Raw genomic sequence first — 24,605 nt, 5'->3', positions numbered from 1 at the left:
CGGTCAGATGTCGGCGGTGTTCCGCTGGGTTTCGGATGCCGCGTCGGGCGTGTCGGCGTCGGCTGCTGCCGCGGTGTCGACGTCGGCCGGCGCCGCTGCGTCGAAGATCGTGTAGACCTTGCGCACGGTCGCGGTGACGCGCCAGGTGCCGGTCCAGCCGGGTTCGAGCGCGACCACGGTGCCGGGCGCGATGCGGGTCGCCGAGCCGTCGGCGTGGGTGATCGTGCCCTCGCCCGAGAGGAACTGCATGACCTCGCCGATGCCGTGCTTGGCCGAGGCGAACTCCCCCGGCGTGACCTCCCAGACGCCGATCTCGAGGCCCTCGCGTGCGACGAGCACGTGCTCGGCGGTCTGCGGGTCACCGGCGAGCACCCGGGCGGGTGCGCCGGTGGGCTCGAGCGCGAGGTCGCGCAGGTCGGCGGGCGAGTAGTCGGCGGCGAGGCTCATGAGTGCTCCAGCGTGGGGGTGACGGTCGTGGCAGTGGTGGCGGTGGTGACGGATGCCGCGTGGCGGCCGCCTGCGCCGGGCGCGAAGGCCGCGGCATCCGAAAGCCCCTGGCGGTTGACGAGCGACGGGATCTCGCGGCCGCGCAGCACCGCGGCGCAGCGTGCCGCGAGACGGGCGCGCAGGCGCTGCTCGGATGCCTCGGAGTACCAGGCGAGGTGGTTGGTGATGATCGTGTTTGGCGCCGAGAGCAGGGGGTCGTCGGCGGCGGGCGGTTCGGCCTCGAGCACGTCGAGGGCGGCGAACGCGAGCCGCTCGCCCTGCAGGGCCGCGGCGAGCGCGACGCCGTCGACGAGGCCGCCGCGCGAGACGTTGACGAGCGTCGCAGTGGGCTTCATGCGGGCGATGGCGTCGGCGCCGACGAGGTGGTGGGTGTCGGCGGTGAGCGGGCAGTGCAGGCTCACGATGTCGCCTTCGGCGAGCGCGGTGTCGAGGTCGACGAGCTCCACGTCCTCGAGGTCGCCGGCGAACGGGTCGTGCGCGATGATGCGGCCGACGAACGGGCGCATCATGCGGATCACCTCGCGCCCGATGCGACCGACGCCGATGAGCGAGAGGGTCGCCGTCGAGAGCGGACGGATCGGTCGCAGCTGCGCCCAGTCGGCCCATTCGCCGCGGCGCACGAGCGCGTCGGCGGCGGTGATGCGGCGGTTCGCGTCGAGCATGAGGGCGACGGCGTGCGTCGCGACCTCCTCCTCGCAGTAGTCGGGCACGTTCACGACGGCGATGCCTCGGGCGGATGCCGCGTCGAGGTCGATCGTGTCGACGCCCACGCCGTAGCGGCCGATGACCTTCCACGTGGGATTCGCGTCCATGACGTCGCCGGTGATGTTCGCGTACTGCACGAGCACGCCGTCGGCGGGCCGGCCGCCGTTCAGGCTGCCGAGTTCGCTGCGCGCGTCGCGCACCATGACCTGAGCGGATGCCGCGGCCGCCGCCTCGATCTCGACGCTGCCGTACGAGGAGTCGAGCACCTCGAGCAGCGCCTGCGCGCCGCCTGTTCCCCACGTTGTCGACACTCGATCACCCTCCGTCGTTGCGATTTTGGAATGGTATTCCAAGATTCGCGGATGCCGCAAGGGTCAGTTGGACGGATGGTCGCGCCGGGGCCTCCGCACCCCCTGCCCCGTCGCTGCCGCCTCGCGGCCCGCGTCGCGCTCACCTGCCCTCCCCACCGCGCTTCCCTGGTGACCCGGATCGGCATGTGGACAGCCGCGATCGCTGGCCGGCGGGCCCGCCTATGGTGGTGGGCATGCCCTTCCCCCGTGCGCGAGGAGTCGCGCTCGCTGCCACCGCTGCTGCTGCGCTCGCGTGCGCGATCTCCCTCAGCGGATGCGGCGCCTCCCCCGAACCCACCGCCGCGCCGACGCCTGCAGCGAGCGACGCCGCCGCGCCCATCTTCGCGTCGGACGAGGAGGCGCTGGCCGCGGCCGTGGCCGCCTACGAGGCGTACGCCGAGGCGTCTGACGCCATCATGCGCGAAGCGGGTGCGAATCCAGGCCGCCTTGAGGGGCTCGTTACTGCTCGGTACGCACCTCAGCTCTATAAAGAATTCGAATCGATCGCGGAATCAGGTATCCGTGTGGACGGCCCATCCAAGGTCGACACAACTTCGATTGCTACTCGCGACGAATCCGATGGCTCAGCCGAGGTCTCCATTTATATGTGTCGAGACGTGACGGGAGTACGAGTACTCAACGCAGCCGGTGACGACATAACACCGCCCGACCGAGAGGATCGTGTCCCCTCTCAGGCATTCCTCGTGTCAAGTGCAAATGACGCCCACATCTTGGTCGTTGATGAGGTGACGAGATGGTCTGGCAAGAGCTTCTGCTAACAGCGGTGCTCTCGATCGCCCCCCAGCCCGGTTTCTCCGTGGCAACAGGTTCACCGGATGAATGCTCTGCCTCCTCTGTGTTCATTGGTTGTCCTGACGTTGCCGCCCGCTCGGACGGAAATGCCGTCGATCTCATTGGCGTAATCGCGGGCGCTGACCAGTCCCGACCTCCACAGACAGATTCAGACGGCTTCGCTGACTCGTCCGGCCCTGAACCGAAGCGGGAGCCAGTCGAGTGGACCGAGGTGTGCCAGGCCGGGCACATCGAGTGCGTCGAGGTTCCCATCCCCCCGGGTCCGCCCGCGACTCCGGCACCTGGCGCCGCGCCCACGGTGGTGACGCTCCGCGACATCGCCGCGTTCCGTCCCTCGACGCCGGGCAACGGCATGGAACCCGGCGGGTGGGCCGTGGTCGGGCTTCCGGCGAACTTCGTGGCCGCGGCATCCGCTCAGGTGGTTCCCGGAACGCTGCTCGGGCAACCGGCCGATGTGCGCTTCACGCCGGTCGGCTACCGCTGGCTGCACAGCGACGGTGCGACCGTCGAGAGCGCTGGCCCCGGCGCGACCTGGACGCAGCTCGGCCAGAAGGAGTTCACGACAACGGCCACCAGCCACGCCTACGCGGAGTCGGGTGAGTACACGGCCACTCTCGAGGTCGCGCTGGCGGCGGAGTACCGCTTCGGCGGATCCGCGTGGCAGCCGATCGCCGGAACGCTCTCCGTCGCGAGCGAGCCCACCCGCGTGCTCGTCGGCGAGGTGGACACGGTCCTCACCCGAGGGGACTGCACGGCCGCTCCGGGCGATCCGGGTTGCTGACCCGGAGACTCGCGCAACTTTGCAACATTGCAACCGCTTCTGTGGGAGTAACTCTCACCCGTCGACAGGCGCCGCGATGACCACTCCCGGCGATCGCGACGCACGCTGAGCACCGCGAAGCGCTGCTACCTCGCGCCACGACACTCGCACGCCCCTACGCCTCCGGCACTCCAGCACTCCAGCGCCCGGCACCCCGGCACCCCGGCACCGCGACACTCGGACGCTCCCACCTCCGGCACTCCGGCACTCCGGCACCCCGGCACCGCCCTCGAGCGCGAGACACCTGCTTCAGCGCAGCGACTGCGCTCCGATGACCGACAGCAGTTCCAGCTTCTCGGCGCTCTCGCTCCCGGGCACGGCGGTATAGACGAGCAGCGAGTGCGACTGCGCCGGGTCGAGCAGCGTCTGGCAGGCCAGCTCGAGCGTTCCGAGCTCCGGGTGCACGAAGTGCTTGACGTCGCGCGGCCGCACGCCGACCTCGTGCAGCTCCCACACCGAACGGAACTCCTCGCTCTGCGCGAGCAGCAGCTCGACATACTCGGCTGCCCGCGAGCCCTGGCCGCGCAGCGTCGCGACCTCGCGCAGCCCCGAGACCCACAGGCGCGAGAGGAACTCGTGGTCCTCCGGCGCGTAGAGTTCCCGCGCGGCCGGATCGGTGAACCACCGGTAGCCGATGCTCCGGGCCGGCCCACGATACGAGGTCAGGTCACCCGTGAGCGCGACCCCGAGCGGCGTCTGCCGCAGGCTCTCCCCCAGCTCGGTCACGATCTCGGCGGGGGTGTCCTGCAGGCGGTCGAAGATGCGCTGCAGGCCCGGGCTGATGTGCTCGCTCGCGACGCCACGCGTCGGCGGGGTGTGCCCGGCGAGACGGAACAGGTGGTCGCGCTCGGCCAGCGAGAGGTGCAGGCCCTGGGCGATCGACGCGATCATCTGCTCCGACGGTTGCGGCCCGCGCTCCCGCTCGAGGCGCGAGTAGTAGTCCGTCGACATGTGGCTGAGCGCGGCGACCTCCTCGCGCCGCAGCCCGCTCGTGCGGCGACGCTGGCCGCGCGGCAGCCCGACATCCTCTGGTTGGAGCGATTCCCGGCGCCGGCGCAGGAACCCCGCCAGTCCGGCCCGATCGATCTCCATGCGTCCCCCTCGCGGCTGCCGCTCCCTTTCTACCGCGTGAGCAGCAGCGCAGCCACGGCCCGCCGATCCCCCGATCAGCACCGGGCCCCGCTCAGCACCCGCCCCGATGAGCCCGAAGCCTCGGATCGCGTATCCGGGGATCAGCAGGCCCTGAATACCTCGGCGCCGATCGACGACGGTGGAAGCAACGACCCACGACGACGCAAGACCAACGACAGGAGCAGCCCATGCCGCGCAAGAACCTCGACATCACGGTGCCCGACCTCACGGGCAAGCGCGCCGTCGTCACCGGCGCCAGCGACGGCATGGGCCTCGGCATCGCCGCGCGCCTCGCCGCGGCGGGCGCCGAGGTGATCATGCCCGTGCGCAACCGCGCCAAGGGCGAGCGCGCGATCACGCGCATCAGAGAGGCCGACCCCCGAGCGGATGTCTCGCTTCGCGATCTCGACCTGGCCTCACTCGTGTCCGTCGCGGCCCTCGGCGAGACCCTGCGAGCAGAGGATCGCCCGATCCACCTGCTCATCAACAACGCCGGCGTGATGACGCCGCCCGACCGGCAGACCACTGCCGACGGCTTCGAGCTGCAGTGGGGCTCGAACCACCTCGGCCACTTCGCGCTCGTCGGTCACCTGCTGCCACTGCTCAAGGACGGGCGGGCGCGAGTGACCTCGCAGATCAGCGTCGCCGCGAACCAGGGCGCGATCAACTGGGACGACCTCGACTGGGAACGCTCGTACGACGGCATGAAGGCCTACAGCCAGTCGAAGATCGCGTTCGGGCTCTTCGGCCTCGAGCTCGATCGGCGCAGCGCGGCCAACGGCTGGGGCATCACGAGCAACCTCTCGCATCCGGGCGTCGCCCCGACGAACCTGCTCGCCGCCCGCCCGGAGCTCGGACGCGGCGAACAGGTCTCGGGCCGCAGGCTCATCAGCGCCCTGTCGTCGCGCGGCATCCTGCTCGGCACCGTCGAGACTGCAGGGCTCCCCGCGCTCATGGCCGCCACCGACCCCGGCGCGAAGCCCGGCGCGCTCTACGGTCCGCGAGGGCTCGGGCACCTCGGCGGTGCGCCCGCCGAGCAGAAGCTCTACTCGCGCCTCCGAAGCGCCGACGACGCTCGCCGCATCTGGGAGACCTCCGAGCTGCTGACGAAGACAACCATCGCGGTCGGCTGACGCTGTGGCTCAGATCCAGCCCTGCTGCCACGCCCGCTCGGCCGCCTCATGCCGCGACGACGCGTCGAGCTTCGTCATGGCCGACGACAGGTAGTTGCGCACCGTGCCCTGCGCGAGGTGCAGGCGATCGGCGATCTGCTGCACGCTCATCGTCGACCGGCTGTAGCGCAGCGCGTCCAGCTCGCGGTCGGTGAGCGGGCAGCGCTCGGCCGTCAGCGCGGTCGCCGCGATCTCGGGGTCGATGTACCGCCGTCCGGCAGCGACATCGCGGATGACGTGCGCCAAGTCCTCGGCGGCGGTCGACTTCGGCACGAACCCCGACACCTTCGATGCGAGCGCCCGCCGCAGCACGCCCGGGCGTGCATGTCGCGTCACGATCACGACACGCGTCGGCACCGCGGCGAGGATGCGCGCCGCCGCCTCGATGCCGTCGGCCTCCGGCATCTCGAGGTCGAGCAGGCACACGTCGGGCTTCGTGGCGATCGCCTGCTCCACCGCGGCGACCCCGTTGTCGGCACTCGCGACGACCTCGATGTCGGGCTCCAGGTTCAGCAGCGCGACGAGGGCGCCGCGAATGAGGTGCTCGTCATCCGCGACCAACAGGCGGATGCCGCGTGCCGCACCGCTCCCGCCGGCGACGGCGGCCCCGCTCACGCTGCCACCCGCTCGCCAACGGGCACGGTTGCACGCAGCTCGAAGCGGCCGCGCGCGGCATCCGTCACCGTTTCGAGCGCCCCGCCCACCGCCGCGAGCCGCTCGCGCAGCCCGGCGAGCCCAGACCCCCGCGCCTCGGCACCGGCACGGCCACCACTACCGCCACCCGCACCCGAACTCGCGCCGGCCCCGGCGACGCCGCCATCACGCGCAGCGGATGCCGCGGCATCCGTCACCCCGTCGTTCGCGATCAGCAGCTCGGCGAACCCGCCCGCCGACGTCAGCTCGATCGTCACCGCCGTGGCCTCGCTGTGCCGCAGGATGTTCGTCGTCGCCTCGCGCACGACCGACGCGAGCGCGCGCTGCGCGGCGGCATCCGCCGGCAACGCCCCGAGCCGCAGGTCGCAGGATGCGCCCGACGCCGTGAGCACCTCGCGGGCGTTCTCGAGCTCGTCATCGAAGGCGACCTGGCGGTAGCCGGCGACGAGCGAGCGGGTCTCTTCAAGGGCCTGCTTCGCGATGAGCCGCGTCTCGTGGATGTGCTCGCGCGCTGCCGCCGGATCGACCTCGAGCAGCCGCTCGGCGAGCTCGGCCTTGAGCGAGATGACCTGCAGGTGGTGCCCCTGGATGTCGTGCAGGTCGGACGCGAACCGCAGCCGCTCCTGCGTCACGGCGAGCTCGGCGGCGGTGCGGCGGTTGCGGTCGAGCTGCACGACGACCTCCCACCACCACAGGCTCGACAGCAGCATGATCGGCAGCATCGCCGAGAAGAGGCTGAGCACGAACGGCTCCGACGTGGCGGTGACCGAGAACGGCACGCCCGTGATCCACGCGGTGAGGATCGGGTGCGAGACGTACAGGCCGATGCTCGCGAGCAGCAGCGTACGTCGGCGGGGCGTCGGCAGCAGGCAGGCGATGACGGATGCCGCGGCCCAGAGCGGCACGGCGGACGCGAGCTCGGTGCCCGGGATGAACAGGCCGAGCACCCAGACGGATGCCGCGGGCACGAGCAGCGCCGCCGTCCAACCGGGATGCGGCAGCCCGCCGCCCCGCCCGGCGCGGAGGAACCAGCAGTACCGCAGTTGCATCGCGGATGCGACAAGCGTCAGCAGGACGAGCACCGCGGATGCCGGGTCGCCCGTGGCACGGTACGTCTCGAGCATCGTCAGCAGCACGACCAGGTCGAGGAAGCCGATGAAGAACACGATCGACCCGAGCGTGTAGAGCCACGTGGTGTGCACGCTCCGGGCGGGTTCGGCAGGCATGGGTCAGAGCCTAGGCCAGTGACATTTGTCACGCTCCGGCGTGCGGAATCGCCCGCGAACAGCTGACACGGCGGCACTGCCGCGCCTCGTCCGGGTCGCGGAGGCTTGACCCATCGCCACCGGTTCACTCCGAACGGTGGCTCGGTACACCTCCGCTCTCCGCACCTCCCGCCCCCGATGAAAGGCCCCGTCATGATCGACGTGCTCCAGGACTTCACCTCCTCCTTCCCCGACTTCCTCCGCTGGCTCGGCGTCATGATCGTCGCGGCGGTGCCGTTCGTCGATTCGTACTTCGGCGCGGTCATCGGCGTGGTCATCGGACTGCCGACCGCGGTCGCGATCGGCGCCGCCGTGATCGGCAACGTCATCTCGATGCTGGTCTTCGTGTTCACCGCGCACGGCGCCCGCACCAAGGCGGTCGCGAGCCGCCAGCGCAAGCGGGCGCTCGTCGCGGCCGGCGGTGCCGGCGGTCGCGATGCCGATGAGAACGCGGATGCCCTCAGCACGACGGCGACTGAGGAGTCGCCCCGCCGTGAGAAGCTGCGCCGGGCCTTCGACCGGTACGGCGTCGCCGGGGTCAGCCTCATCGGCCCGACGATCCTGCCCAGCCAGATCACGTCGGCGGCCATGGTCTCGTTCGGCGCGAACCGCAACGTCGTGATCTTCTGGCAGATCATCTCGATCATCCTCTGGGGCACCGTGTTCGGTGTACTGGCGACGCTCGGCGTCTCGCTCTCGCGCTGATCAGCGCCGGATGTCAGCGGCAGGCGGGGCCACGCCGTCGAAGCCGAACCCACGAAGGGCCGCGAGCATCCGCTCCCGGCCCTTCGGTTCGCGGAATCGGGCTACGCGGCTACATCGCGACGACTGGTACCCCGACGGATGCCGCGGCACGGGCGAGGTGCCCATCGAACGTCGCGAGGGCCGATCCTGTCGCCATGGCCGCGTCGAGCACGCAGCAGTCGGGGAGCTTCAGCCCGGTGTCGACGCGAAGGCGGACGAGCCGGGCGGCTCCGCCCGACGACGGGATCCACTCCGACGCCCCCAACGCCTTCAGCTGCTGCTCCGCGAACTCGCCACGGCCAATGCGGGTCGGTCCGACCAGGATCTCCGTGAGCGTCAGCGTGTGCACCAGGAAGTCATCGTCGAGGTGCTCGAGGAAGAACTCGGTCGCCCGGCGATGATGCACGTCGTGCGATGCGAACTGGGCGATGACCACGCTCGCATCGAGCACGATCATTCGGGCCACTCGGCACGCAGCCGCTCCAGGTAGTCGGGCTCGTACGCGGTGTCGAGGCTGCCTGCGGAGAGGTCGACCGCCCCGCGCCTGACTCGACGGCGCTCGGCGCGCTCGCCCTCGATGGCATCGGCGCCGGCCTGGAACAGCCGCAGCACCCGCTCGGCGCGACTGAGTTCGGGCCACGCCTGCTCGGCGACCTTGAGGGCGTGCTCGATCTCGGGCGTCTCAGTCACCTGAAACCTCCGCAGCAACGTGGGCATGACGCGAGTGTACCACCGTCCGCCTCGGTGCAACACTTGGCTGCACATGCACGCAGCTCCGTGAACGTCGCAGTGCCGGCCCGCCAGCCGCAGGAACACCTCGACCCGCTCGCCAAGGTCACAACTGGGTCACTTGTCCCAGTTGGCTCTTGACCCGGATGCACGCAGTCCCCATGCTGATCTGACCCGAACCCCCGTCACGATGGAGTGTCATGCGTCAGGCCCGCCGTCCGATCGTCGCTGTCGCCGCGACCTCCGCTCTCCTGATCGTCCAGGCGGTGATCGATCCGACCGGACTCCTCGCGCTCGTCGGCTGGCCCGGCGGCACGCCGCAGCTCGACCTCGGCTGGCCGGTCGCCAGGTACCTCGTGTTCGTCCCCGTCATGCTGGCCGTGGTGTGGTGGGCGGCCGTACGGGCCGGCGAACGCTTCTGGACGATGACCGCGGGCGTCGTGCTCGCGGCGCTGGTCGCGCAGGCGGCGGCGTGCTTCGCGATGACGGGCGACCTCGCGCTCGCGGCGTGGGCGGGCGGCTTCATCACGGCGAAGGCCGTGCCGTCGGCGCTCATCGTGGCCGCGGTCGTGCGCTTCGCGGGCGGCCCTCGCGACATCCGCCTGCACGAGCGCGGCTCGGTGTGGCCCGGCGCGATCGCGTTCGGGGCGGTGGCGCCGCTGCTCGCCGGCGCGTGGTGGACGGGTGCCGCGTACGCCCCGCTCATCCCGTCCCCCCGGCCCGACGACGGGCTCGTGCTCATGCTCGTCGCCATGGCGCTGCTCGTCGGCTCGGCCTGGCTCGGCCTCCGGTGGATGCGCCGGCGCGTCCCCGGATTCCTCGGAACCTGGCTCGGCGCGCTCGTCGCGGGCGGACTGTTCGGCCTCGTCCAGGCGGTCATCGGACTCGTCGTCGACGACGGCTTCCGCGGCGACCTGTGGCCACTGCTGGCCGCCTACATCCACGTCGCCGACGGGCTCGCGTTCGGCGCCTGCACCGGCTGGATCGTCGCCGTCGTCGCGCTCATCGCCGATCGACTTCGGGCGCAGGCGCAGGCACGACGCACGGCGACGGATGCCGCGGCGGGCCCGCCCGAGGCATCCGTCACGGCCGCACCCGAAACGCCCGAAACGGTGACGCCCGAACCCGCATCGCCGGCGAAGGTCGCCGCCGGCGCCGGCATCGCGCTGGCCGTGATCGCGGCGGCCGCCCTCACCGCCTCGCTCCTCACCCCGGCGCCGGCCACGGCGAACGCCGGCGCGACCGCAGCCGGCCGCGCCGAGACATCCGCGACCGAGTTCCTGCGCGTCGCGAACGGGCGCATCGCCGACGGCGACGACAATCAGGTGCTGCTGCGCGGCGTCAACGTGAACCAGCTCGTCGACTTCTACCAGGCCCGCGCCGAGGTGCCGGTCACGCGCCCGCTCACCGAGGCGGACTTCGCCGACATGGCCACGTACGGCTTCAACGTCGTGCGCCTGAACCTCTCGTGGTCGGCCCTCGAGCCCGAGCAGGGCGAACTCGACGCGGAATACCTCATGAAGGTGAAGCAGGCCGTCGGCTGGGCGAAGGCGCACGGCATCCGCACGGTGCTCGACATGCACCAGGACGGCTGGTCGAACGCCCCGACCGCCGAGGGCACCGAGTGCCGCCTCGGCACCGACCCGATGTGGGGCTACGACGGCGCACCCGAGTGGGCGACGCACTTCGACGGCGCCCCGCGCTGCTCGTTCACCGGCCGCGACATCTCCCCCGCGGGCGACCGCGCGTTCGAGCACTTCTACTTCGACACCGACGGGGTGCAGCAGGCGTTCGTGCGCACCTGGGGCGAGCTCGCAGGCGAGTTCGCCGACGAGCCGGCGGTCGCAGGCTTCGACCTGCTCAACGAGCCCGGCTTCGGCGAGACGGCGCCGGTCACGACGTCGCTGAAGCTCGGCGAGTTCTCGGATGCCGCGATCGACGCCATCCGCGAGGCCGGCGCTCCCCAGATCGTGTTCGTCGAGCCGAGCATCCTGTGGTCGGGCCTCGGCATCGACAGCGGGCCGTCGCTCGGCTTCACGGATGACCCGAACGTCGTGTTCTCGCCGCACCTCTACGCCGAGTCGATCACGATGGACCGCTCCCTCGGCATCCCGACGATCGTGAGCACCGAGCGCCAGTTCAAGCTCGCCCAGCGCGTGGCCGACGAGCACGGCATGCCGATGTGGTCGGGCGAGTACGGCTACTGGGGCGACATGGACTCCCGAGTGGAGCGCCTCGAGCGGTACGCCGCCGAGGAGGACCGCCGCATGCAGGGCAGCGCCTACTGGGTGTGGAAGCAGGCCTGCGGCGACCCGCAGAACGGTATCGGCGAGTTCGGCAACGCGCTCGTTCCCGAGGATTGCGCGACCGGCGAGGACGCCCCTCGCCCCGAGCAGCTGCTCGGCATCCTGAGCCGCGCCTACCCGCAGGCGGCACCCGGCACGCTCACGAGCCTCACCGCCGGGGTGGCGGGCGACGACGGCGAGCGGATGTCGCTGACGGGCGTCGTCGACGAGCCCACGTGCGGGCTGGTGGTGTGGGTGCCCGGCGAGGCCGAGCCGGCGATCGCCGACTCGACCGGGCTCACCCGCGTCGAGGTCGAGGAGCAGCCCGGCGGATGGCGCGTCACCGCCTGCGCCGACGGCGAGTACGCGCTGGCGACCGCGGGGTGACAGGCGACGGGCGGCCTAGTCGACGTTGGTGGCCAGCAGATGCCGCGACTGATATCGCACTCGACTTGTGCTGATGGTCGACTACGAAATTCGCTTCGCCTTCATGAGCGCGCGATCCCAGCTCGGACCATGCTTCGCCGACAGTGCGATCGATTTCTCGACAGTTCCGTCAATGACTTCAGCGATTTTCGCGGGTGCATCGAGCGAAACGATTTGCTTCACTTCAGCGCGGATGCCCTCACGGATCTGGACTCGGTGCGCTCCAACTAGATCCGCATCTTCGAAGACCGCAAGGTCGAAGGCTGCAAGGGCTTCCCTGTACGCCTTCGACCGAAGCTTCGGGTCGGCGACTGCGGCCTCGAGCACCTTCGACTTCAGTCGGTTCAGCGTAGGGAACCGACGATAGTCGGGCATGTCACTCGTTGCCTCGATCCGGAACACGACATAGTCGAACTCCACTGGGCGCACTGTTCCGTCCTTGTACTCAGCCATGAGCTGTTCATCACGAAAATGCAACCAATCGCCGAAGTTCTCGGACTCATCAACGTTGACGACCGCGTAGAAGCCAGTTGTCAGGGCTCCGAGTCCGGTCTCGTCAGCCGAATCGAACCCGTTCTGAACGCCAACTATCGGCCGCAGGTCACCAATACCCAGCAAAGACTCCGCACCGTCCTTCAACGGTTCGATCAGGTTCAGCGACTCGCTCAGGGCTTTCCCTCCCAATGCATCACTGAAAGACTCGAGTACTCCGACGAGGTTGTCGAAATAATCGTTGGCCACCGAAGCGAAGAGACCGACAGCGACGTTTACAGTGCCACCGATATAGGGGGTCGGTCCGAGAACGTCAATGTTTCGAACGACGAGAGTCTTCGCGATCCCCTCGTCGGATAGCTTCGATTTTCCTGCCACAAACGGAATCGTCACTTTGTTCTCCCCCTCACGGGACAACTCGACGAACGAGTGTGCCACTGGGACGAAATCACGCCAGAGAATACCCGCGTACCGAAGTTGCATGCGAACGATGGAGATGCTGAGATACACCTCGTTCGGGACAAGCGTCGTTCTGGCCCCCGGCCCTTCTACACGTTCCGGCCGAATGGCCGCGAAAGTCCGTGGCTTCGGATCACGCAGCAATGCGTCCTTAAGAACCGCTATCGCTCTGTCGACTTTGCCGGCCATGATGCTCCCCCTCGGGTTCAGCGGTCGAAACCAAGCAATACTCTGAATACACAAGGTCGCGCCAGACCACCTTCGAGGGACGCGACCGAGCGCTGCCGGCGATTTAGCACTACTGAGGACGACTGAGCGTGAGCGCCTGGGCGTGCCCGCTCGTTCCCGAAGATGGCGAGGACGCCCCTCGCCCCGAGCAGCTGCTCGGCATCCTGAGCCGCGCCTACCCGCAAGCAGCACCCGGCACGGGGTCGCGCGCGACGACGGCGAGCGGATGTCGCTCACGGGCGTCGTGTGGGTTCCCGGCGAGGCCGAGCCGACGATCGCCGACTCGAGGGGGCTCACCCGCCTCGAGGTCGAGGAGCAGCCCGGCGGATGGCGCGTAATCGCCTGCGCCAACGGGGAGTACGCACTCGCAACTGACGGCTGACGGCTCACGGCTCACGGCTCACGGCTCACGGCTCACGGCTCACGGCTCACGGCTCACGGCTCACGGCTCACGGCTCACGGCTCACGGCTCACGGGGGACTTTGCCCAGCGAACTCGCGCAACTTTGCAACTTTGCAACTTTGCAACTTTGCAACTTTGCAACTTTGCAACTTTGCAACCGATTTCACCGGAGCAGCACCTCGCCCAACACTTCCCCGCCAGCCCGCTCTCGACCCCACCGCCCCGCGGGGTGACCGGCGTCGAGGGCCGGGCGTAGGCTGTGCCGCATGGCCGCCACCGAGGTTCGCGATCCGGTCCGTGCAGCACTCGAATCGGTGCTCGAGGAGGTGCGATCCCGAACCTCGGGCGAGGTCGCGTCGTACATCCCCGAGCTCGCTCGCGTGGATCCCGATCCGCTCGGCGTCGCGCTCGTCAGCGTGCACGGCATCGTGCACGAGGCCGGCGACACCGACGCGCATTTCACGATCCAGTCGGTGTCGAAGCCGTTCGTGTTCGCGCTCGCGGTCGACGCGTTGGGCCTCGACGAGGTGCTGAAGCACGTCGGTGTCGAGCCGAGCGGCGAGCCGTTCAACGCCATCAGCCTCGAGCCGGCGACCGGCCGCCCGCTGAATCCCATGATCAATGCCGGTGCGATCGTGATGTCCTCGCTCATGGCAGGCGACACCGCCGACGACAAGTTCGCGGCCATCCACTCGGGCATCCAGAAGTTCGCCGGACGCGACCTCATCGTCGACGAGGCGGTGTTCACGTCGGAGGCGACGACCGGCGACCGCAACCGCGCCCTCGCCTACCTCACCCTCGCGGCCGGAACGCTCGGCGCACCGGTCGACGTCGCGACCACCGCGTACTTCCGCCAGTGCTCGATCTCGGTGACCGCCCGCGACCTCGCGACGATGGCGGCGACCCTCGCCACGGGCGGCGTGAACCCGATCACGCGCGAGCGGGTCATCAGCGAGAATGCCGCGCGCTGGACTTCGGCCGTCATGACGAGCTGCGGCATGTACGACGAGTCGGGCTCCTGGCTGCTGCGCGTCGGCATGCCGGCGAAGAGCGGGGTCGGCGGGGGCATCGCGGCCGAGCTTCCCGGGCAGTTCGGCATCGGCACGTTCAGCCCCAGGCTCGACGCGAAGGGCAACAGCGTGCGCGGCGTCGCGATGCTCGAGGCGATGTCGGCGCGCTTCGAGCTGCACCAACTGCAGCACCGCGGCGACCCGCTCTCGCCGATCGGGTCGCTCACCCGCGACGACGACGAGACGGTCGCGTCGCTGCGCGGCGAGATCTTCTTCGCGGGAGCCGAAGAGGTGCTCGCCCGCCTCAGCCCGCTCGTCAGCGATGACGGATGCCTCGTGCTCGACTTCGCGGATGTCACGCGCATCGGCGACGCCGCCGCCCGCATGTTCCGCTCGGCGCCGGGCGTCGCCGGACGCCGGGCCGACGGCGGCGGCGAGAAGGTCGTCGTTCGCGACCCGGAGGGCCTGCTCGGCCACTGAGCACGCTGCGGTCGGACCGAATCATGGACGCACGATTCCCGACGTCGTGTCGATCCAACCCGGTGCCGTTCGACGCATGAGTAGGAGGCGCCCAACGGCGCCCGACGACGAAAGGTTCGATCATGACGCAGTACTTCCTCACCGTTCCGCACGATTCCGCCGACGAGCCGACCATGGCATCGATGCAGGAGGCCGACCCGGCCGAGCTCGCCGCCGTGATCGCCGCGGTCGACGAGTTCAACACCGCGCTCAAAGACGCGGGCGCGTTCGTCTTCGCCGGCGGCCTGTACCCGCCGTCGACCGCGAAGACCGTCGATCCCACCTCGGGCGAGCCCCGCGTGCTCGACGAGCCGTTCGTCGAGGCCTCGCAGTACGTCGGCGGCTTCTGGATTATCGAGGCCGCCGACGATGCCGCGGCCGTCGATTGGACGACCAGGGCGGCGATGGCGCTCCAGGGTCGCATCGAGGTGCGCGCCCTGCAAGAGGTGCCCGAGGCCTGACGGCCATCGCCGGTCGCGCCGACGCGACGCGGTTCACTCGCGCGGGGAGCGGTGCCCTCCGCCGGTATCGAGATCGTCGCCCGCCTCGAGGTCGGGGCCATCGCTCTCGGTGATGTTCGCCCCCTCGAAGAACGGATCGACGCCGAGCTCACGAGCGTGCTCTGCGCGCAGGCGCCGCTGCTCGTTCGCGTCGTCGGCGAAGTCCCGGTCGTCGGGCAGGTCCTGATCGTCGCGTCCGGTGGTGTCGCTCATGTCGTCCTCCTCGGTCGATACGTTCAGGTTCCTTCGCGGGCGGCTCGGGCGCAAGGGCTTGCGGAACGAGATCGCCCGGCGGATGTCGCGAGCAACGCCGTGCGCGGCGAAGGGGCCGGAAGCATCCGCCTCCGACCCCTCGCCCCTACGGACTCGCTACTTCACCACCACCGGCACCGGCTTCGAGGCGGTCTCGCCGTTGGCGTTGGCGAACACGGCGACGAGCGAATGCGTGCCCGCCGCGACATCCGTCAGCTTGACCGTGGCGACCTGGGCGCTCGGCGTCGCCGCCGTCAGCGAACCAGACCCGACGGCGACCCCGTCGAGCTCGAAGCGGTACGACGTGGCGTTCGTGCCCCACCAGAGGTTGGCGGTCGCGGTGAACGAGCCGTCCTTGTCCCAGTTGTCGTGCGACACGGCCGGCACCGCGGGCGCGGCCTGCGTCACCTTGACCGCCGTCGACGACGTCGCCGTCGTGCCGAGCGCGTTGATGAGCTCGCCCGTGTACACGTAGGTGCCGTTGGGCTTGCCGGTGAACGTGACGCCGGTCGTCTGCGAGAGACCGCCGGTCGAACCGAGCACCTTCGTCGCGACCAGCGACCCGTTCTCGTAGAGGCGGAAGATGCTGCCCGGCGTGCCGTGCCAGAGGTTCATGACCACGTCGTAGTCGCCGTTGTGCAGGCCGTTCAGCCATCCGCTCGTGTTCGAGAGCGTGCCCTTACCGGGCACAACCGAAGCACCGGTCGCCGGCACCACGAGCAGCGTCGACGACGCCGTCGAGACGAGTCCGGCATGGTTCGTCGCGGTCACGAGCACCTCGACGTCACCCGCGAGCCCGAGGGCCGCGAGGTCGACCGCGGCATCCGGCTCCACGACCGAGCCACCCACCGTCACGACCAGTGAGCGGATGCCGCTCTCGGCGTCGTCGGCGGTGATCGCGAGCTGCAGCGGCTCGTCGTCGACGACCGTGCCCGAGGGCAGTCCGGCGATGACGGGCGCCGTCTCGTCATCGGCCGGAGCCCCGACGTACGCGATCGACGCCGCGGGCGGCTCCGCCATGTCGGCCCCGATGAAGAACGACGGGTTCGGCGGCTGGTTGTACGCCGAGTTCTGCCCGGCGACGCCGACGCGGTACTGCGAGTCGTGCATCAGGGTCGGAATGCGGGCGTCCGTGACATCCGTCGTGGTGTAAATGCGGATGCCGCTGCCATCGTCGAGCCGAACCGCGAGCTCTTCGCGCCAGTCGCCGAACAGGTCGGCCTGCACGACCGGGTTGCCCTTGGTCGTGTTGTTGGTGAGCGTGCCGTCGAGTCGCTTCAGCAGCACCTGCTTCTGCGCCGCCGGATCCCACTTCGAGATCGTCGGCACGCCCGTGGCGCTGACCGTGTCGTAGTCGTGGTCGGTGATCTCGCGGGTGAGGTCGCCGTCCCACCAGGTGACGAAGTTCGCCGCCGGGATGTCGGTCGACAGCACCTCGCCCGAGGCGGACTTGAGCGTGCCGACGGGCGAGTTCCATGCGGCATCCCCGCCGATGTTCCACGCCTCGGCGCCGGGGTGGCTCGGGTCGATGTCGGCGGCGACGCCGCGACCGGTGTCCTTCGTGGCCTTCGTGGTCCAGAGCACCTCGCCGGTCTCGGCGTCGCGGAAGCTCGCGCCGAGGCCGCCGTTGCCCGAGACATCCTCGTGCACGCCGTAGACCTCGAGGCCCTCGCGATCGGTGTCGAAGTCGCCCACGTGCAGCGCGTCGCCATGGAACAGGCGCGTGTTGTAGAGCGGCGTGCCGTCGTCGTCGATGGTCATGGCGCCGAAGACGATCTCGTCGAGTCCGTCGCGGTCGACGTCGGCGGGCACGAACTGGTGGTTGCCCTGCCCGGTGTAGGCCGAGCCGGCGTCGTTCGAGTCGAACGACCAGCGCTGCTGCAGCTGTCCGTCGACGAGGTCCCACGCGACGATCACGGTGCGCGTGTAGTAGCCGCGGCTCGTGATGAGCGAGGGGTGCTCGCCGTCGAGGTAGGCCACGCCCGCGAGGAACCGGTCGACCCGGTTTCCGTACGCGTCGCCCCACGAGCTCACGTTGCCGCGGCCCGGGTTGTAGTCGACCGTGTCGATGGCGGCGCCCGTCGTGCCGTCGAAGACGGTGAGGTACTCGGGGCCGCTCAGGATGTATCCGCTCGAGTTTCGGTAGTCGGCGGCCGCGTCGCCGATGACCGTGCCGACGCCGTCGGTCGTGCCATCCGCCGTCTTGAATGCGACCTCGGAGCGACCGTCGCCGTCGAAGTCGAAGACCTCGAGCTGCGTGTAGTGGGCGCCGGCGCGGATGTTCACGCCCAGGTCGATGCGCCAGAGGCTCGTGCCGTCGAACTTCACGGCCTCGGCGTAGACCTTGCCGGTGTAGCCCGACTGCGAGTTGTCCTTCGAGATCGACGGGTTCCAGAGGAACACGAGCTCGTACTCGCCGTCGCCGTCGAGATCGCCGACCGTGCCGTCGCCGGGTGCGTAGGTGACGGTCTTGCCGTCGGGCAGCACGTCGTCGGCCGGCTTGTCGAGCGGGATGTCGAGGTACTGGTCGTCCCAGACGCCGAAGTCGTCGGCGACGGTGACCTCGCGGTCGCCCTGCAGCGCCGTCACGAGGTACGTCGACTCGGTCGTGCCGTCGGGGTCGACGAGGTTCGTCGCCCCCGTGATCGGCTCGTCGTTCACGAGCGCGCCATCGCGGTACACGTTGAATCCGAGGTCGCGCGCGTCGAGGCCGAGCAGGCGCCAGCCGACGTAGACGCCGCCGCCCTCCGCCTCGGTGCGAGCCACGGCGACGGGCGCCCGGTCGAGGTACTCGGCCTGGCGCACGAGGGTCGTCGCGACCTCCGTTGCGAAGGTCTCGGATGCCGCGGACGCCCCGCCCGCGTTCTGCGCGACGACCTGGTACAGGTAGGGGCGCGTGGTGAGCACGTCGGTGTCGGTGAACGTGGGCTCGGTGACCGTGGCCACCTGCTCGAACGCGATGTCGGCGCGCGTGGAGCGGAACACCTTCCACTGGATCACGTCGTCGGCGTCGCCCCATCCGATCGTCACGCTGTTGCGCTCGATGGCGGAGGTCGCGAGCCCGGTCGGTGTTGCGGGTGCCGCGACGTCAGGGTCGACGACGGATGCCGCGAGCCGGCCGCTCTGCCGCGAAACCCGGTCGCCCTTCACCGTGGCGATGGCGTAGTCGTAGCTCTCGCCGAGCTCCACGTCGGTGTCGTCGAAGCTCGTCGTCGCGGCATCCGTCACCTGGCCGATGGCGACGAGCTCGCCGCCGGGTGCCGAGCGGAAGATCGTGTAACCCGTGGCATCCGCTACCGGCTGCCAGCCGAGCGTGACGGCGAGGTCGCCGTCGGCGGCGACATCCGTGACTGCGAGGCCCGTGGGCGACGCGAGCGGCGTCTGCACCTTGATGCCGTTGACGCGGCCGTCGCCACCCGTGACGCGGATGTTCAGCTGCCCGTCGGCGACCTGGATCGCCGGGAAGTAGGCCTCGTGCACGTTGCCCGTGGTCGTTCGCGGACCCGAGTAGGCGGTGCCCTCGATGTCGAAGTTCGTGCCGTTGCTGGCGATGAGGTCGCCCGCGAAGGTCGTGACCTCGTAGGCGCCGTTCGGCACGTCGACCCCGAACGCCTGGTTGTTGGCGATGGTGAAGTCGCGCGCCATGAAGTCGTCGCCGCCGCGGTCGCGGAAGCCCGCCGTGGGCGGCGCGGTCGTGAAGCCGTAGCCCCTCGTGGCGTCGTAGGCGGTGCCGGGGTTCACGCCGAGCCAGCCGGCGGCGACCGGGGTGGACGGGCCGCCGAAGTCGAAGGCGAGGTCGACATCGCCTTCGGCGGCGGATGCGGGCGTCGTGGTGAGGGCGGCGCCGGCAACGAGTGCGGCCCCGGCGAGCGCGGCGATCCCCCGCCGCGCTCGGACATGTCGGGCGTCTGAACCCACTGGATCTCCTTCGATCTCGCCGCGCGTCAGTGCGCGGCATGGTGCTGGCAGCGTCCGTGCTCGCCATGAGGATTCGTGGTGATCGCAGTCCGACATTGTCGGGAAAGCGATTTCCCTTGAATCGTGTCAATCCTCACCTGCGGCGAGCGGGGAGTCAAGAGGCGCATGCGTGATGACGGCACCCGTGTGCGGTCTCGCGCTGAAGGTCCTGATCTCGGGGTCGTCCGACGCGACGGCGCCACTCCGTCAACTGCCCCGTGTTTCCGCGCTTCGAGCTCGGTTCCGCTACGAGTGCTGGACGCCTGGAGCAGGCGATTCCGGGTCGATCACGGAATCCTCAGCCCACCAATCCGGGCAGGCCGCCTGCAACGCATCCGCGATCTCGTACGGTTCCATCGCGCCGTCGGAGGCCACCCGGACCACGAACGCGACCGCATCGTCCTCATCCATCACGACGTTCCAGCCGTTCAGCCGGAGGAACGCGATGGTGATGACCCACGCCGTGCGCTTGTTGCCATCCATTAGGGGGTGGTTCCGCGCGAGCGCTGTCAAAAGCGCCGCGGCCTTCGCCCAGATACCGGAATGGACGTCCACGCCGAACACCGGCATCGGCGCGGCGAGGGCCGAGAGCATCAGCCCCCGATCGCGGTAGTGGAATCCCAGCCGGTCGACGACGAGCGGATCGACATCGTCTGGGGTGATGTAGATGACCGGCTTCTCGTACCGGGTCATGCGTCAGCGAGCTTGGCGAGGATGCCGGCGTCGCGCTCGATCACGTAGTCGAACGCGGCGCGCACCCGAGCGGACTTGTCGTCGCGCGCGGCCTTCTCCTCGATCGCCATGATGACGATCTCGTTCTTGGAGCGGCGTTCGGCGGCAGCGAGTTCGGTCAGGAGGCGGTCTTGCTCCTCGGTGAGGCGCAGCGTGAGTGCCATAGCGAGCCCTTCCGGAGTGGTATCACCATAGTACCGCAGCAACACGAACTTGTCGGCGGGTGATATCACCGCGATATATTCGACGCCATGACCGCCCGCGAGCCGGATGCCGCAACGCTCGTGCGCCGCGCGCGCGAAGACGCCGGGCTCTCGCAGCGGGCGCTCGCGACCCTGGCCGGCATCAAGCAGCCGAACCTCGCGATGATCGAATCCGGCGCCCGAGTGCCGAGCGACGAGCTCCGCGAGCGCATCCTCCGGGCCGCGCGGATGCGCCCGTCGATCCCGCTCGAGCTCTTCGCCGAGCGCATCCTCGACCTCGCCCCGAAGTACGGGGTCAGCGACATCCGCGTCTTCGGGTCGGCCGCTCGCGGAACCGACACCGCCGACAGCGACGTCGATCTGCTCGTCGATGCAGGACCCGACGTCGACTTCCTCACCCTTGCGGCGTTCCGTCAGGAGGTGGCAGAGCTGATCGGGTTCCCGGTCGATGCCGTCGTCGACGACGACGCGGATCCGGTCGTGCGTGCACTCCGCCGCGAGGCGGTTCCGCTGTGACCGACGGCGACGCCGAAGTGCCGCGCGGCCGTTTCAGCGCACGCCCGCGGATCGAACCCGAGGGCTCGGGCTCAGACCTCTCGGAGCGCTCGGAGCGCTCGCGCGAGCGTCTGTCCGACGAAGTCGCGCGGCTTCGCTCGCGCTTCGCGCGCGCAACCCGCGACGGGCGCGAGAGCTTCGCGGATACCGACTCCGACGCCTATGACATCGGCATGCTCGCGGTCATCCACCTCGCCGACCTCGTGAACCTCCAACTCCCCGACGAGATCGCGGATACCCTGCCTCGACTCGCACGCGACGGGCTCCGCGCCACCCGCAACATCACCGCCCGCAACGCCGCGCACGGAGACAACGCGCGTCTCTGGGAGACCGTCTCGAGCCACGCGCCCGCGCTGCTCGACGCGATCGATGCTGCCCTTCAGGCGGCGTCGGCGTCGAGCGTCCCCGGGTAGAGCTCGTCGAGCAGCCGCAGCGCCATCTCGCGCAGAAGCTCCTCGAGCTCGCGCTCCACGCGCGGCACCCGCTCCTCACCGTCGCCGCGCCGCGCCCAGATCGCGGCGAGCCGACCCTGCTCGGCCACGACCGCGTCGACCACCATCGGCCGCCAGTGCTCCGGATACTCGCCCTCTCGCCAGGCGCCGCGCCCGCGTCCGTAGTGCGCGACCGCGAGGTAGCGCAGCAGCGCCGAGGTCACGAGCCCGTCGAGGAACGCCTCCTCCCAGCGAAGGCTCGACTCGGTGCGGCCGCGCACGACGTTGACGCCCTGCGCGACGCCCGCGCCGCCGAGCGCGCCGATGATCGCGCCGGCGACCATGCCCGCGCCGAATGTGAGCCCTCCGGCCAGGAGGTCGGCGCCGAGCCCCGTGAGCGCCCCCGAGACGACGCCCCCCAGCGCGGCGGTGCGCGTGCCGTCGAGCGGTGCGTCGAGGTGCACGCCGTCGGCCACGCGCTCGAGCACCTCGTCGGCGGCCCGCCCCTCGAGCCGGTGGATCGCGATGAGCTGCTCCATGCCCCGCCGCAGGTCGGCCTGCAGCCGGGCGGCCATCTCGTCGGTGGCAGCCGCTCGCGCCTTGGTGCGCGCCGAACTGGGCAGGCCGAACGAGCCGGTGACCCGGTTCGTGAGCGGTTCGGCCGGCAGCGTGACGCGGTCGGCGGCGGCCCGCGCGATCGGCCCGGCGAGCGCGCCCATCGACGCGTCGAACTCGCTCATGCGCAGCTCCCGCCAGGCGGCCGACAGGCGTGCGAAGGCCCGCCCCGAGGCATCCGGAACCAGCGGTTCGATCGCCTGGAACAACGTGAACTCCTGCACCCAGCAGCGTGCGAACGCGTCGAAGGCGAGCACGTCGCGCACGTTGGTGGTGGGGCCGAGCGCGGCACGCCAGCGCGCGGCATCCGCTTCTTCGACGGCCCGCTCGCGCGGCGGACCGGTCTGGTTGAGCAGCACGAGCACGGGCTTGCCGATCCACTCGAGCACCTCGAGCTCGGGGGCGAGGTAACCGGCGTCGGCGGGCGCCTCGGCGGCGTTCACGAGGTAGAGCACGACGTCGGCCTGCTCGGCGACGTTGCGCACGGCGAGCTGGCTGAGCCACAGGGCGCGGTCCTGGTAGCGGTCCCACACCTGCGTCAGGAACCAGCCGATCGGGTTGCGGTCCTGCCGCAGCCGGCGCGCGAGGCGCACGCTGTCGCCGAAGCCCGGGGTGTCCCACAGCGTCAGCAGGTCGCCGTCGGAGGTCTGCACGAGCGGGAACGGCGTCGCCTCAGCGGTGACGTGCGGGGCGTCGCGCACCTCGCCGACGTCGCGCCCGAGCAGCGTGCGCGCAAGCGTCGTCTTGCCCGCGTTGGTGTGCGAGATGAGCGAGAGCGACACCGCGCCGGCGTCGAGGCCCTGGATGTCGGCGGGTCGGTCGCTCATCGCGACCTCCCGTCGGGCCGGCCGTTGCCTTCGTGAGCGGATGCCGCAGCCGCGAGTTGCGCCTCCGCCGCCGCCAGGTCGGGATCGGCGAGGTCGACGAACACCGGAACGCTTCCGTGCGCCTCGAGCAACTCGCGCCACGCCGTGCGGCGGTCGTCGCGGCGCTGCGCGTCGTCGCCCCAGCGCGCGAGGAACGCGGACTCGTCGACGAGCGCGACAGTGGTTCCGGATGCCGCGAGGAACGCGCCGTGCGCATCGTCCTCGGGCGTGGCGGTGAGGCTGAAGAGCGGCAGCACGGTCTGCGGCTGGCCCGCGGCATCCGGGCTCACCCAGTCGTCGCCCCACGCGACGGGCTCGTCGATGGTCGCGGCGGCATTGCCGTACGCCCGCGCGACGATGGCCTCGAGCCCGGCGCGCGCCTCGGGCTCGAGGGTGTAACTGTACGGGATGACGCGCACACGCGCCGGCTCGCCCACCCACCCGGCGATGAGGCGGCGGTAGTACGGCTCGTCGAGCGGCAGCACGACGTTCTTGGCGCGGCGCCGTTCGACCAGCCCCGCGACGAGGGCGAGCACCAGCCGCGGAATGATGACGACGACCGCGACGGTGCCGGCCATGAGGTGCATCCAGATCGCAGCGTTCTCGCTCGCGGGCGCACGGATCGCCTCGATCGCCGCGACGTCGGGCACCGGGATGCCGGTGAGCCACGATCCCGGCGCGAGCGTCACGGCGAGCAGCGCGTGCACCTGCTCGGCCCCGAGGAACGTGCTCTCCCACGACGCGCGGTACTCGAACGCGAGCCCGCGCAGGTAGAGGCCGGCGATCAGGCCGAGCGCGGTGGCCGCCGCCGCGAGGTGCAGCACGCGTGCGGCGCGCGCTCCGTAGAACGGTGCGGCGACGCGCGCCCAGTCGCGGGGCAGCGCGGCGAGCACGGTGCGCCTGGCGGCGGTCGCGGCATCCGCTCGGCTGCTGTCGCCGGATACCCGCACCGACGCCGCCCGGATCAGCACCGACCGCACCGGCCCGGCCGCCCCACGCCGGAGCACCAGCGGACGCACGAGCAGCCAGACGTACACGACGAGGTTCCACGCGACGAGCGCGAACACGGGCGGCGCGAGCAGGTTGATGCTCGACCCGCCGCCGATGCGATCGATGAGCAGGCCCAGCACGAACGCGGCGATCACCGTCACGACGCCCACCCACGGACGCCACCGGATGCCGCGCACCGTGCGCGTCACGGCGGGCTGGCGTGTGCCGACCCGTTCGAGCACGAGCTGCGCGCGCCGCCCGAGGAACTCCTCGGCGCTCGCCCGCTCCCCCACGATGGCCGCCGCCGCGCGGCTCGCCCACTCCCGGTCAGCATCGGACCACAGCACGCGATCGCGGTCAGCCGTCTCGACGGCGCGCGCCGCGGTCGTCTCGAGGGCGGCCGACTCGTCCATGCTGCGGAGTCTATGCCGCGGGGGCGCGGGAGTAGTGCGTTCTCGCGTGGCCGCCCGACCGCCGTTGCGGGGAAGGCGAAGTCGCCAGAGGGATCAGCCCACCAACGGCGCGTCCTCGATTCAACTCGGCGGGCGCCGAGGCGCTCGTTCATGCGAATGCAGTGGCCCGCGAGTAACACCGTGAGACACTGAAGCCCGTTACCCCTCGTTTTGGGGTTACGGCCATCTGATCCCAGATCAGCTGGCATTTCGCATCATTAATCAGCTTCAAGAAGCCTGTCCTGCGCATCGGCGCCGAACGGCAAGAGTAATGTCTGTCAGCTGTCCGCACGACGGCGATGCAAACTGTCAAGGTACGCATTCGAATCACACCGATTGCA

The 24,605-nt window shown here is 70.3% G+C and carries 24 protein-coding genes; 10 read left to right on the top strand and 14 right to left on the bottom strand.

Going from position 1 to position 24,605, the window contains the following annotated elements:
• Positions 1-3: 3 nt before the first annotated feature.
• Together ASE68_RS16125 and ASE68_RS16120 are read right to left on the bottom strand one after the other, a co-directional pair.
• Positions 4-447 carry a cupin domain-containing protein gene (locus ASE68_RS16125; RefSeq protein ID WP_055862037.1) on the bottom strand — a complete coding sequence of 148 codons (444 nt, stop codon included), beginning with the start codon at positions 445-447 and terminating at the stop codon, positions 4-6.
• On the bottom strand, positions 444-1,523 hold the full coding sequence (locus ASE68_RS16120; protein ID WP_055862032.1) for a C-terminal binding protein: 1,080 nt from the start codon (positions 1,521-1,523) through the stop codon (positions 444-446). Before ASE68_RS16120 ends, ASE68_RS16125 begins: the two co-directional genes overlap by 4 nt.
• A 233-nt stretch (positions 1,524-1,756) precedes the next feature.
• Between ASE68_RS16120 and ASE68_RS20340 the strand changes: the two genes are divergently transcribed.
• Together ASE68_RS20340 and ASE68_RS16115 are read left to right on the top strand one after the other, a co-directional pair.
• On the top strand, positions 1,757-2,341 hold the full coding sequence (locus ASE68_RS20340) for a hypothetical protein (RefSeq protein WP_157421729.1): 585 nt from the start codon (positions 1,757-1,759) through the stop codon (positions 2,339-2,341).
• A gap of 335 nt (positions 2,342-2,676) precedes the next feature.
• On the top strand, positions 2,677-3,156 hold the full coding sequence (locus ASE68_RS16115) for a hypothetical protein (RefSeq protein ID WP_157421728.1): 480 nt from the start codon (positions 2,677-2,679) through the stop codon (positions 3,154-3,156).
• A 288-nt stretch (positions 3,157-3,444) separates the two neighbouring features.
• Here the strand turns inward: ASE68_RS16115 and ASE68_RS16110 are convergent, their stop codons facing one another.
• Positions 3,445-4,287, bottom strand: coding sequence for a helix-turn-helix transcriptional regulator (locus tag ASE68_RS16110; RefSeq protein ID WP_055862027.1), 843 nt, complete (start codon positions 4,285-4,287; stop codon positions 3,445-3,447).
• A 227-nt stretch (positions 4,288-4,514) separates the two neighbouring features.
• Between ASE68_RS16110 and ASE68_RS16105 the strand changes: the two genes are divergently transcribed.
• A complete protein-coding gene (locus ASE68_RS16105; protein ID WP_055862023.1) occupies positions 4,515-5,459 on the top strand; it encodes an SDR family oxidoreductase in 945 nt (314 codons plus the stop codon).
• 9 nt (positions 5,460-5,468) lie between these two features.
• Here the strand turns inward: ASE68_RS16105 and ASE68_RS16100 are convergent, their stop codons facing one another.
• Together ASE68_RS16100 and ASE68_RS16095 are read right to left on the bottom strand one after the other, a co-directional pair.
• The gene (locus ASE68_RS16100; RefSeq protein WP_055862021.1) at positions 5,469-6,113 is read right to left on the bottom strand and encodes a DNA-binding response regulator; all 645 of its coding nucleotides are present in this window, start codon (positions 6,111-6,113) and stop codon (positions 5,469-5,471) included.
• A complete protein-coding gene (locus ASE68_RS16095) occupies positions 6,110-7,378 on the bottom strand; it encodes a sensor histidine kinase (protein WP_055862018.1) in 1,269 nt (422 codons plus the stop codon). Before ASE68_RS16095 ends, ASE68_RS16100 begins: the two co-directional genes overlap by 4 nt.
• Before the next feature lie 192 nt (positions 7,379-7,570).
• Here ASE68_RS16095 and ASE68_RS16090 point away from each other — a divergent pair, with 192 nt between their 5' ends.
• Positions 7,571-8,122 carry a hypothetical protein gene (locus tag ASE68_RS16090; protein ID WP_055862015.1) on the top strand — a complete coding sequence of 184 codons (552 nt, stop codon included), beginning with the start codon at positions 7,571-7,573 and terminating at the stop codon, positions 8,120-8,122.
• A 109-nt stretch (positions 8,123-8,231) separates the two neighbouring features.
• Here ASE68_RS16090 and ASE68_RS16085 read toward each other — a convergent pair whose 3' ends face one another.
• Both ASE68_RS16085 and ASE68_RS16080 read right to left on the bottom strand, forming a co-directional pair.
• Positions 8,232-8,618: a type II toxin-antitoxin system VapC family toxin gene (locus ASE68_RS16085; protein ID WP_055862012.1), complete on the bottom strand. Its 387-nt coding sequence runs from the start codon at positions 8,616-8,618 to the stop codon at positions 8,232-8,234.
• Positions 8,615-8,851, bottom strand: coding sequence for a hypothetical protein (locus ASE68_RS16080; RefSeq protein ID WP_055862009.1), 237 nt, complete (start codon positions 8,849-8,851; stop codon positions 8,615-8,617). Before ASE68_RS16080 ends, ASE68_RS16085 begins: the two co-directional genes overlap by 4 nt.
• 305 nt (positions 8,852-9,156) lie before the next feature.
• Here ASE68_RS16080 and ASE68_RS16075 point away from each other — a divergent pair, with 305 nt between their 5' ends.
• A complete protein-coding gene (locus ASE68_RS16075) occupies positions 9,157-11,562 on the top strand; it encodes a cellulase family glycosylhydrolase (RefSeq protein ID WP_162238290.1) in 2,406 nt (801 codons plus the stop codon).
• An 81-nt stretch (positions 11,563-11,643) separates the two neighbouring features.
• Here ASE68_RS16075 and ASE68_RS16070 read toward each other — a convergent pair whose 3' ends face one another.
• Positions 11,644-12,741 carry a hypothetical protein gene (locus ASE68_RS16070; RefSeq protein WP_157421727.1) on the bottom strand — a complete coding sequence of 366 codons (1,098 nt, stop codon included), beginning with the start codon at positions 12,739-12,741 and terminating at the stop codon, positions 11,644-11,646.
• A 265-nt stretch (positions 12,742-13,006) separates the two neighbouring features.
• On the opposite strand from ASE68_RS16070, the gene ASE68_RS20335 reads away from it, so the two are divergent.
• The 3 genes from ASE68_RS20335 (at position 13,007) to ASE68_RS16060 (ending at position 15,172) form a co-directional block, all read left to right on the top strand.
• Positions 13,007-13,162 carry a hypothetical protein gene (locus tag ASE68_RS20335; protein WP_157421726.1) on the top strand — a complete coding sequence of 52 codons (156 nt, stop codon included), beginning with the start codon at positions 13,007-13,009 and terminating at the stop codon, positions 13,160-13,162.
• A gap of 286 nt (positions 13,163-13,448) precedes the next feature.
• Positions 13,449-14,672, top strand: coding sequence for a glutaminase A (glsA, locus tag ASE68_RS16065; protein WP_055862002.1), 1,224 nt, complete (start codon positions 13,449-13,451; stop codon positions 14,670-14,672).
• Between the two features lie 122 nt (positions 14,673-14,794).
• Positions 14,795-15,172, top strand: a complete 378-nt coding sequence (locus ASE68_RS16060; RefSeq protein WP_055861999.1) for a YciI family protein — start codon at positions 14,795-14,797, stop codon at positions 15,170-15,172.
• A gap of 33 nt (positions 15,173-15,205) precedes the next feature.
• Here ASE68_RS16060 and ASE68_RS16055 read toward each other — a convergent pair whose 3' ends face one another.
• From ASE68_RS16055 to ASE68_RS16040, 4 genes are all read right to left on the bottom strand, one after another.
• Positions 15,206-15,424, bottom strand: a complete 219-nt coding sequence (locus ASE68_RS16055) for a hypothetical protein (RefSeq protein ID WP_055861996.1) — start codon at positions 15,422-15,424, stop codon at positions 15,206-15,208.
• A 156-nt stretch (positions 15,425-15,580) separates the two neighbouring features.
• Positions 15,581-19,381: a hypothetical protein gene (locus tag ASE68_RS20900; protein WP_055861991.1), complete on the bottom strand. Its 3,801-nt coding sequence runs from the start codon at positions 19,379-19,381 to the stop codon at positions 15,581-15,583.
• 285 nt (positions 19,382-19,666) lie between these two features.
• Positions 19,667-20,113 (bottom strand): type II toxin-antitoxin system death-on-curing family toxin, encoded by a 447-nt coding sequence (locus ASE68_RS16045; protein ID WP_055861990.1) that lies wholly within the window; start codon positions 20,111-20,113, stop codon positions 19,667-19,669.
• A complete protein-coding gene (locus tag ASE68_RS16040) occupies positions 20,110-20,316 on the bottom strand; it encodes a ribbon-helix-helix protein, CopG family (protein ID WP_055861989.1) in 207 nt (68 codons plus the stop codon). The genes ASE68_RS16045 and ASE68_RS16040 overlap by 4 nt, the downstream gene beginning before the upstream one ends.
• Before the next feature lie 87 nt (positions 20,317-20,403).
• Here ASE68_RS16040 and ASE68_RS16035 point away from each other — a divergent pair, with 87 nt between their 5' ends.
• Complete coding sequence (locus ASE68_RS16035; protein ID WP_055861986.1) at positions 20,404-20,871, top strand: XRE family transcriptional regulator; 468 nt, start codon at positions 20,404-20,406, stop codon at positions 20,869-20,871.
• Positions 20,868-21,323, top strand: a complete 456-nt coding sequence (locus tag ASE68_RS16030; RefSeq protein ID WP_055861984.1) for a hypothetical protein — start codon at positions 20,868-20,870, stop codon at positions 21,321-21,323. The genes ASE68_RS16035 and ASE68_RS16030 overlap by 4 nt, the downstream gene beginning before the upstream one ends.
• On the opposite strand, the gene ASE68_RS16025 is transcribed toward ASE68_RS16030, so the two are convergent.
• Positions 21,290-22,783 carry a DUF3482 domain-containing protein gene (locus tag ASE68_RS16025; RefSeq protein WP_055861982.1) on the bottom strand — a complete coding sequence of 498 codons (1,494 nt, stop codon included), beginning with the start codon at positions 22,781-22,783 and terminating at the stop codon, positions 21,290-21,292. The genes ASE68_RS16030 and ASE68_RS16025 overlap by 34 nt on opposite strands.
• Positions 22,780-24,225, bottom strand: coding sequence for a DUF2868 domain-containing protein (locus ASE68_RS16020; RefSeq protein ID WP_055861979.1), 1,446 nt, complete (start codon positions 24,223-24,225; stop codon positions 22,780-22,782). Before ASE68_RS16020 ends, ASE68_RS16025 begins: the two co-directional genes overlap by 4 nt.
• Positions 24,226-24,605 lie beyond the last annotated feature (380 nt).

This window comes from Agromyces sp. Leaf222 (genome assembly GCF_001421565.1).
Taxonomy (GTDB): Bacteria; Actinomycetota; Actinomycetes; order Actinomycetales; family Microbacteriaceae; genus Agromyces.
The sequence above is the reverse complement of the archived record's forward strand: the minus strand, read 5'-3'. Positions and strand labels throughout refer to the sequence as shown.

Bases quoted from the DNA above. Each gene is read 5' to 3' on its own strand.
- ASE68_RS20340 (WP_157421729.1), top strand. From the start codon at position 1,757: ATGCCCTTCCCCCGTGCGCGAGGAGTCGCGCTCGCTGCCACCGCTGCT.
- ASE68_RS16055 (WP_055861996.1), bottom strand. From the start codon at position 15,424: ATGAGCGACACCACCGGACGCGACGATCAGGACCTGCCCGACGACCGG.
- ASE68_RS16110 (WP_055862027.1), bottom strand. From the start codon at position 4,287: ATGGAGATCGATCGGGCCGGACTGGCGGGGTTCCTGCGCCGGCGCCGG.
- ASE68_RS16040 (WP_055861989.1), bottom strand. From the start codon at position 20,316: ATGGCACTCACGCTGCGCCTCACCGAGGAGCAAGACCGCCTCCTGACC.
- ASE68_RS16095 (WP_055862018.1), bottom strand. From the start codon at position 7,378: ATGCCTGCCGAACCCGCCCGGAGCGTGCACACCACGTGGCTCTACACG.
- ASE68_RS16025 (WP_055861982.1), bottom strand. From the start codon at position 22,783: ATGAGCGACCGACCCGCCGACATCCAGGGCCTCGACGCCGGCGCGGTG.
- ASE68_RS16020 (WP_055861979.1), bottom strand. From the start codon at position 24,225: ATGGACGAGTCGGCCGCCCTCGAGACGACCGCGGCGCGCGCCGTCGAG.
- ASE68_RS20335 (WP_157421726.1), top strand. From the start codon at position 13,007: ATGTCGCTCACGGGCGTCGTGTGGGTTCCCGGCGAGGCCGAGCCGACG.
- ASE68_RS16125 (WP_055862037.1), bottom strand. From the start codon at position 447: ATGAGCCTCGCCGCCGACTACTCGCCCGCCGACCTGCGCGACCTCGCG.
- ASE68_RS16045 (WP_055861990.1), bottom strand. From the start codon at position 20,113: ATGACCCGGTACGAGAAGCCGGTCATCTACATCACCCCAGACGATGTC.
- glsA (WP_055862002.1), top strand. From the start codon at position 13,449: ATGGCCGCCACCGAGGTTCGCGATCCGGTCCGTGCAGCACTCGAATCG.
- ASE68_RS16090 (WP_055862015.1), top strand. From the start codon at position 7,571: ATGATCGACGTGCTCCAGGACTTCACCTCCTCCTTCCCCGACTTCCTC.
- ASE68_RS16035 (WP_055861986.1), top strand. From the start codon at position 20,404: ATGACCGCCCGCGAGCCGGATGCCGCAACGCTCGTGCGCCGCGCGCGC.
- ASE68_RS16060 (WP_055861999.1), top strand. From the start codon at position 14,795: ATGACGCAGTACTTCCTCACCGTTCCGCACGATTCCGCCGACGAGCCG.
- ASE68_RS16070 (WP_157421727.1), bottom strand. From the start codon at position 12,741: ATGGCCGGCAAAGTCGACAGAGCGATAGCGGTTCTTAAGGACGCATTG.
- ASE68_RS16105 (WP_055862023.1), top strand. From the start codon at position 4,515: ATGCCGCGCAAGAACCTCGACATCACGGTGCCCGACCTCACGGGCAAG.
- ASE68_RS16085 (WP_055862012.1), bottom strand. From the start codon at position 8,618: ATGATCGTGCTCGATGCGAGCGTGGTCATCGCCCAGTTCGCATCGCAC.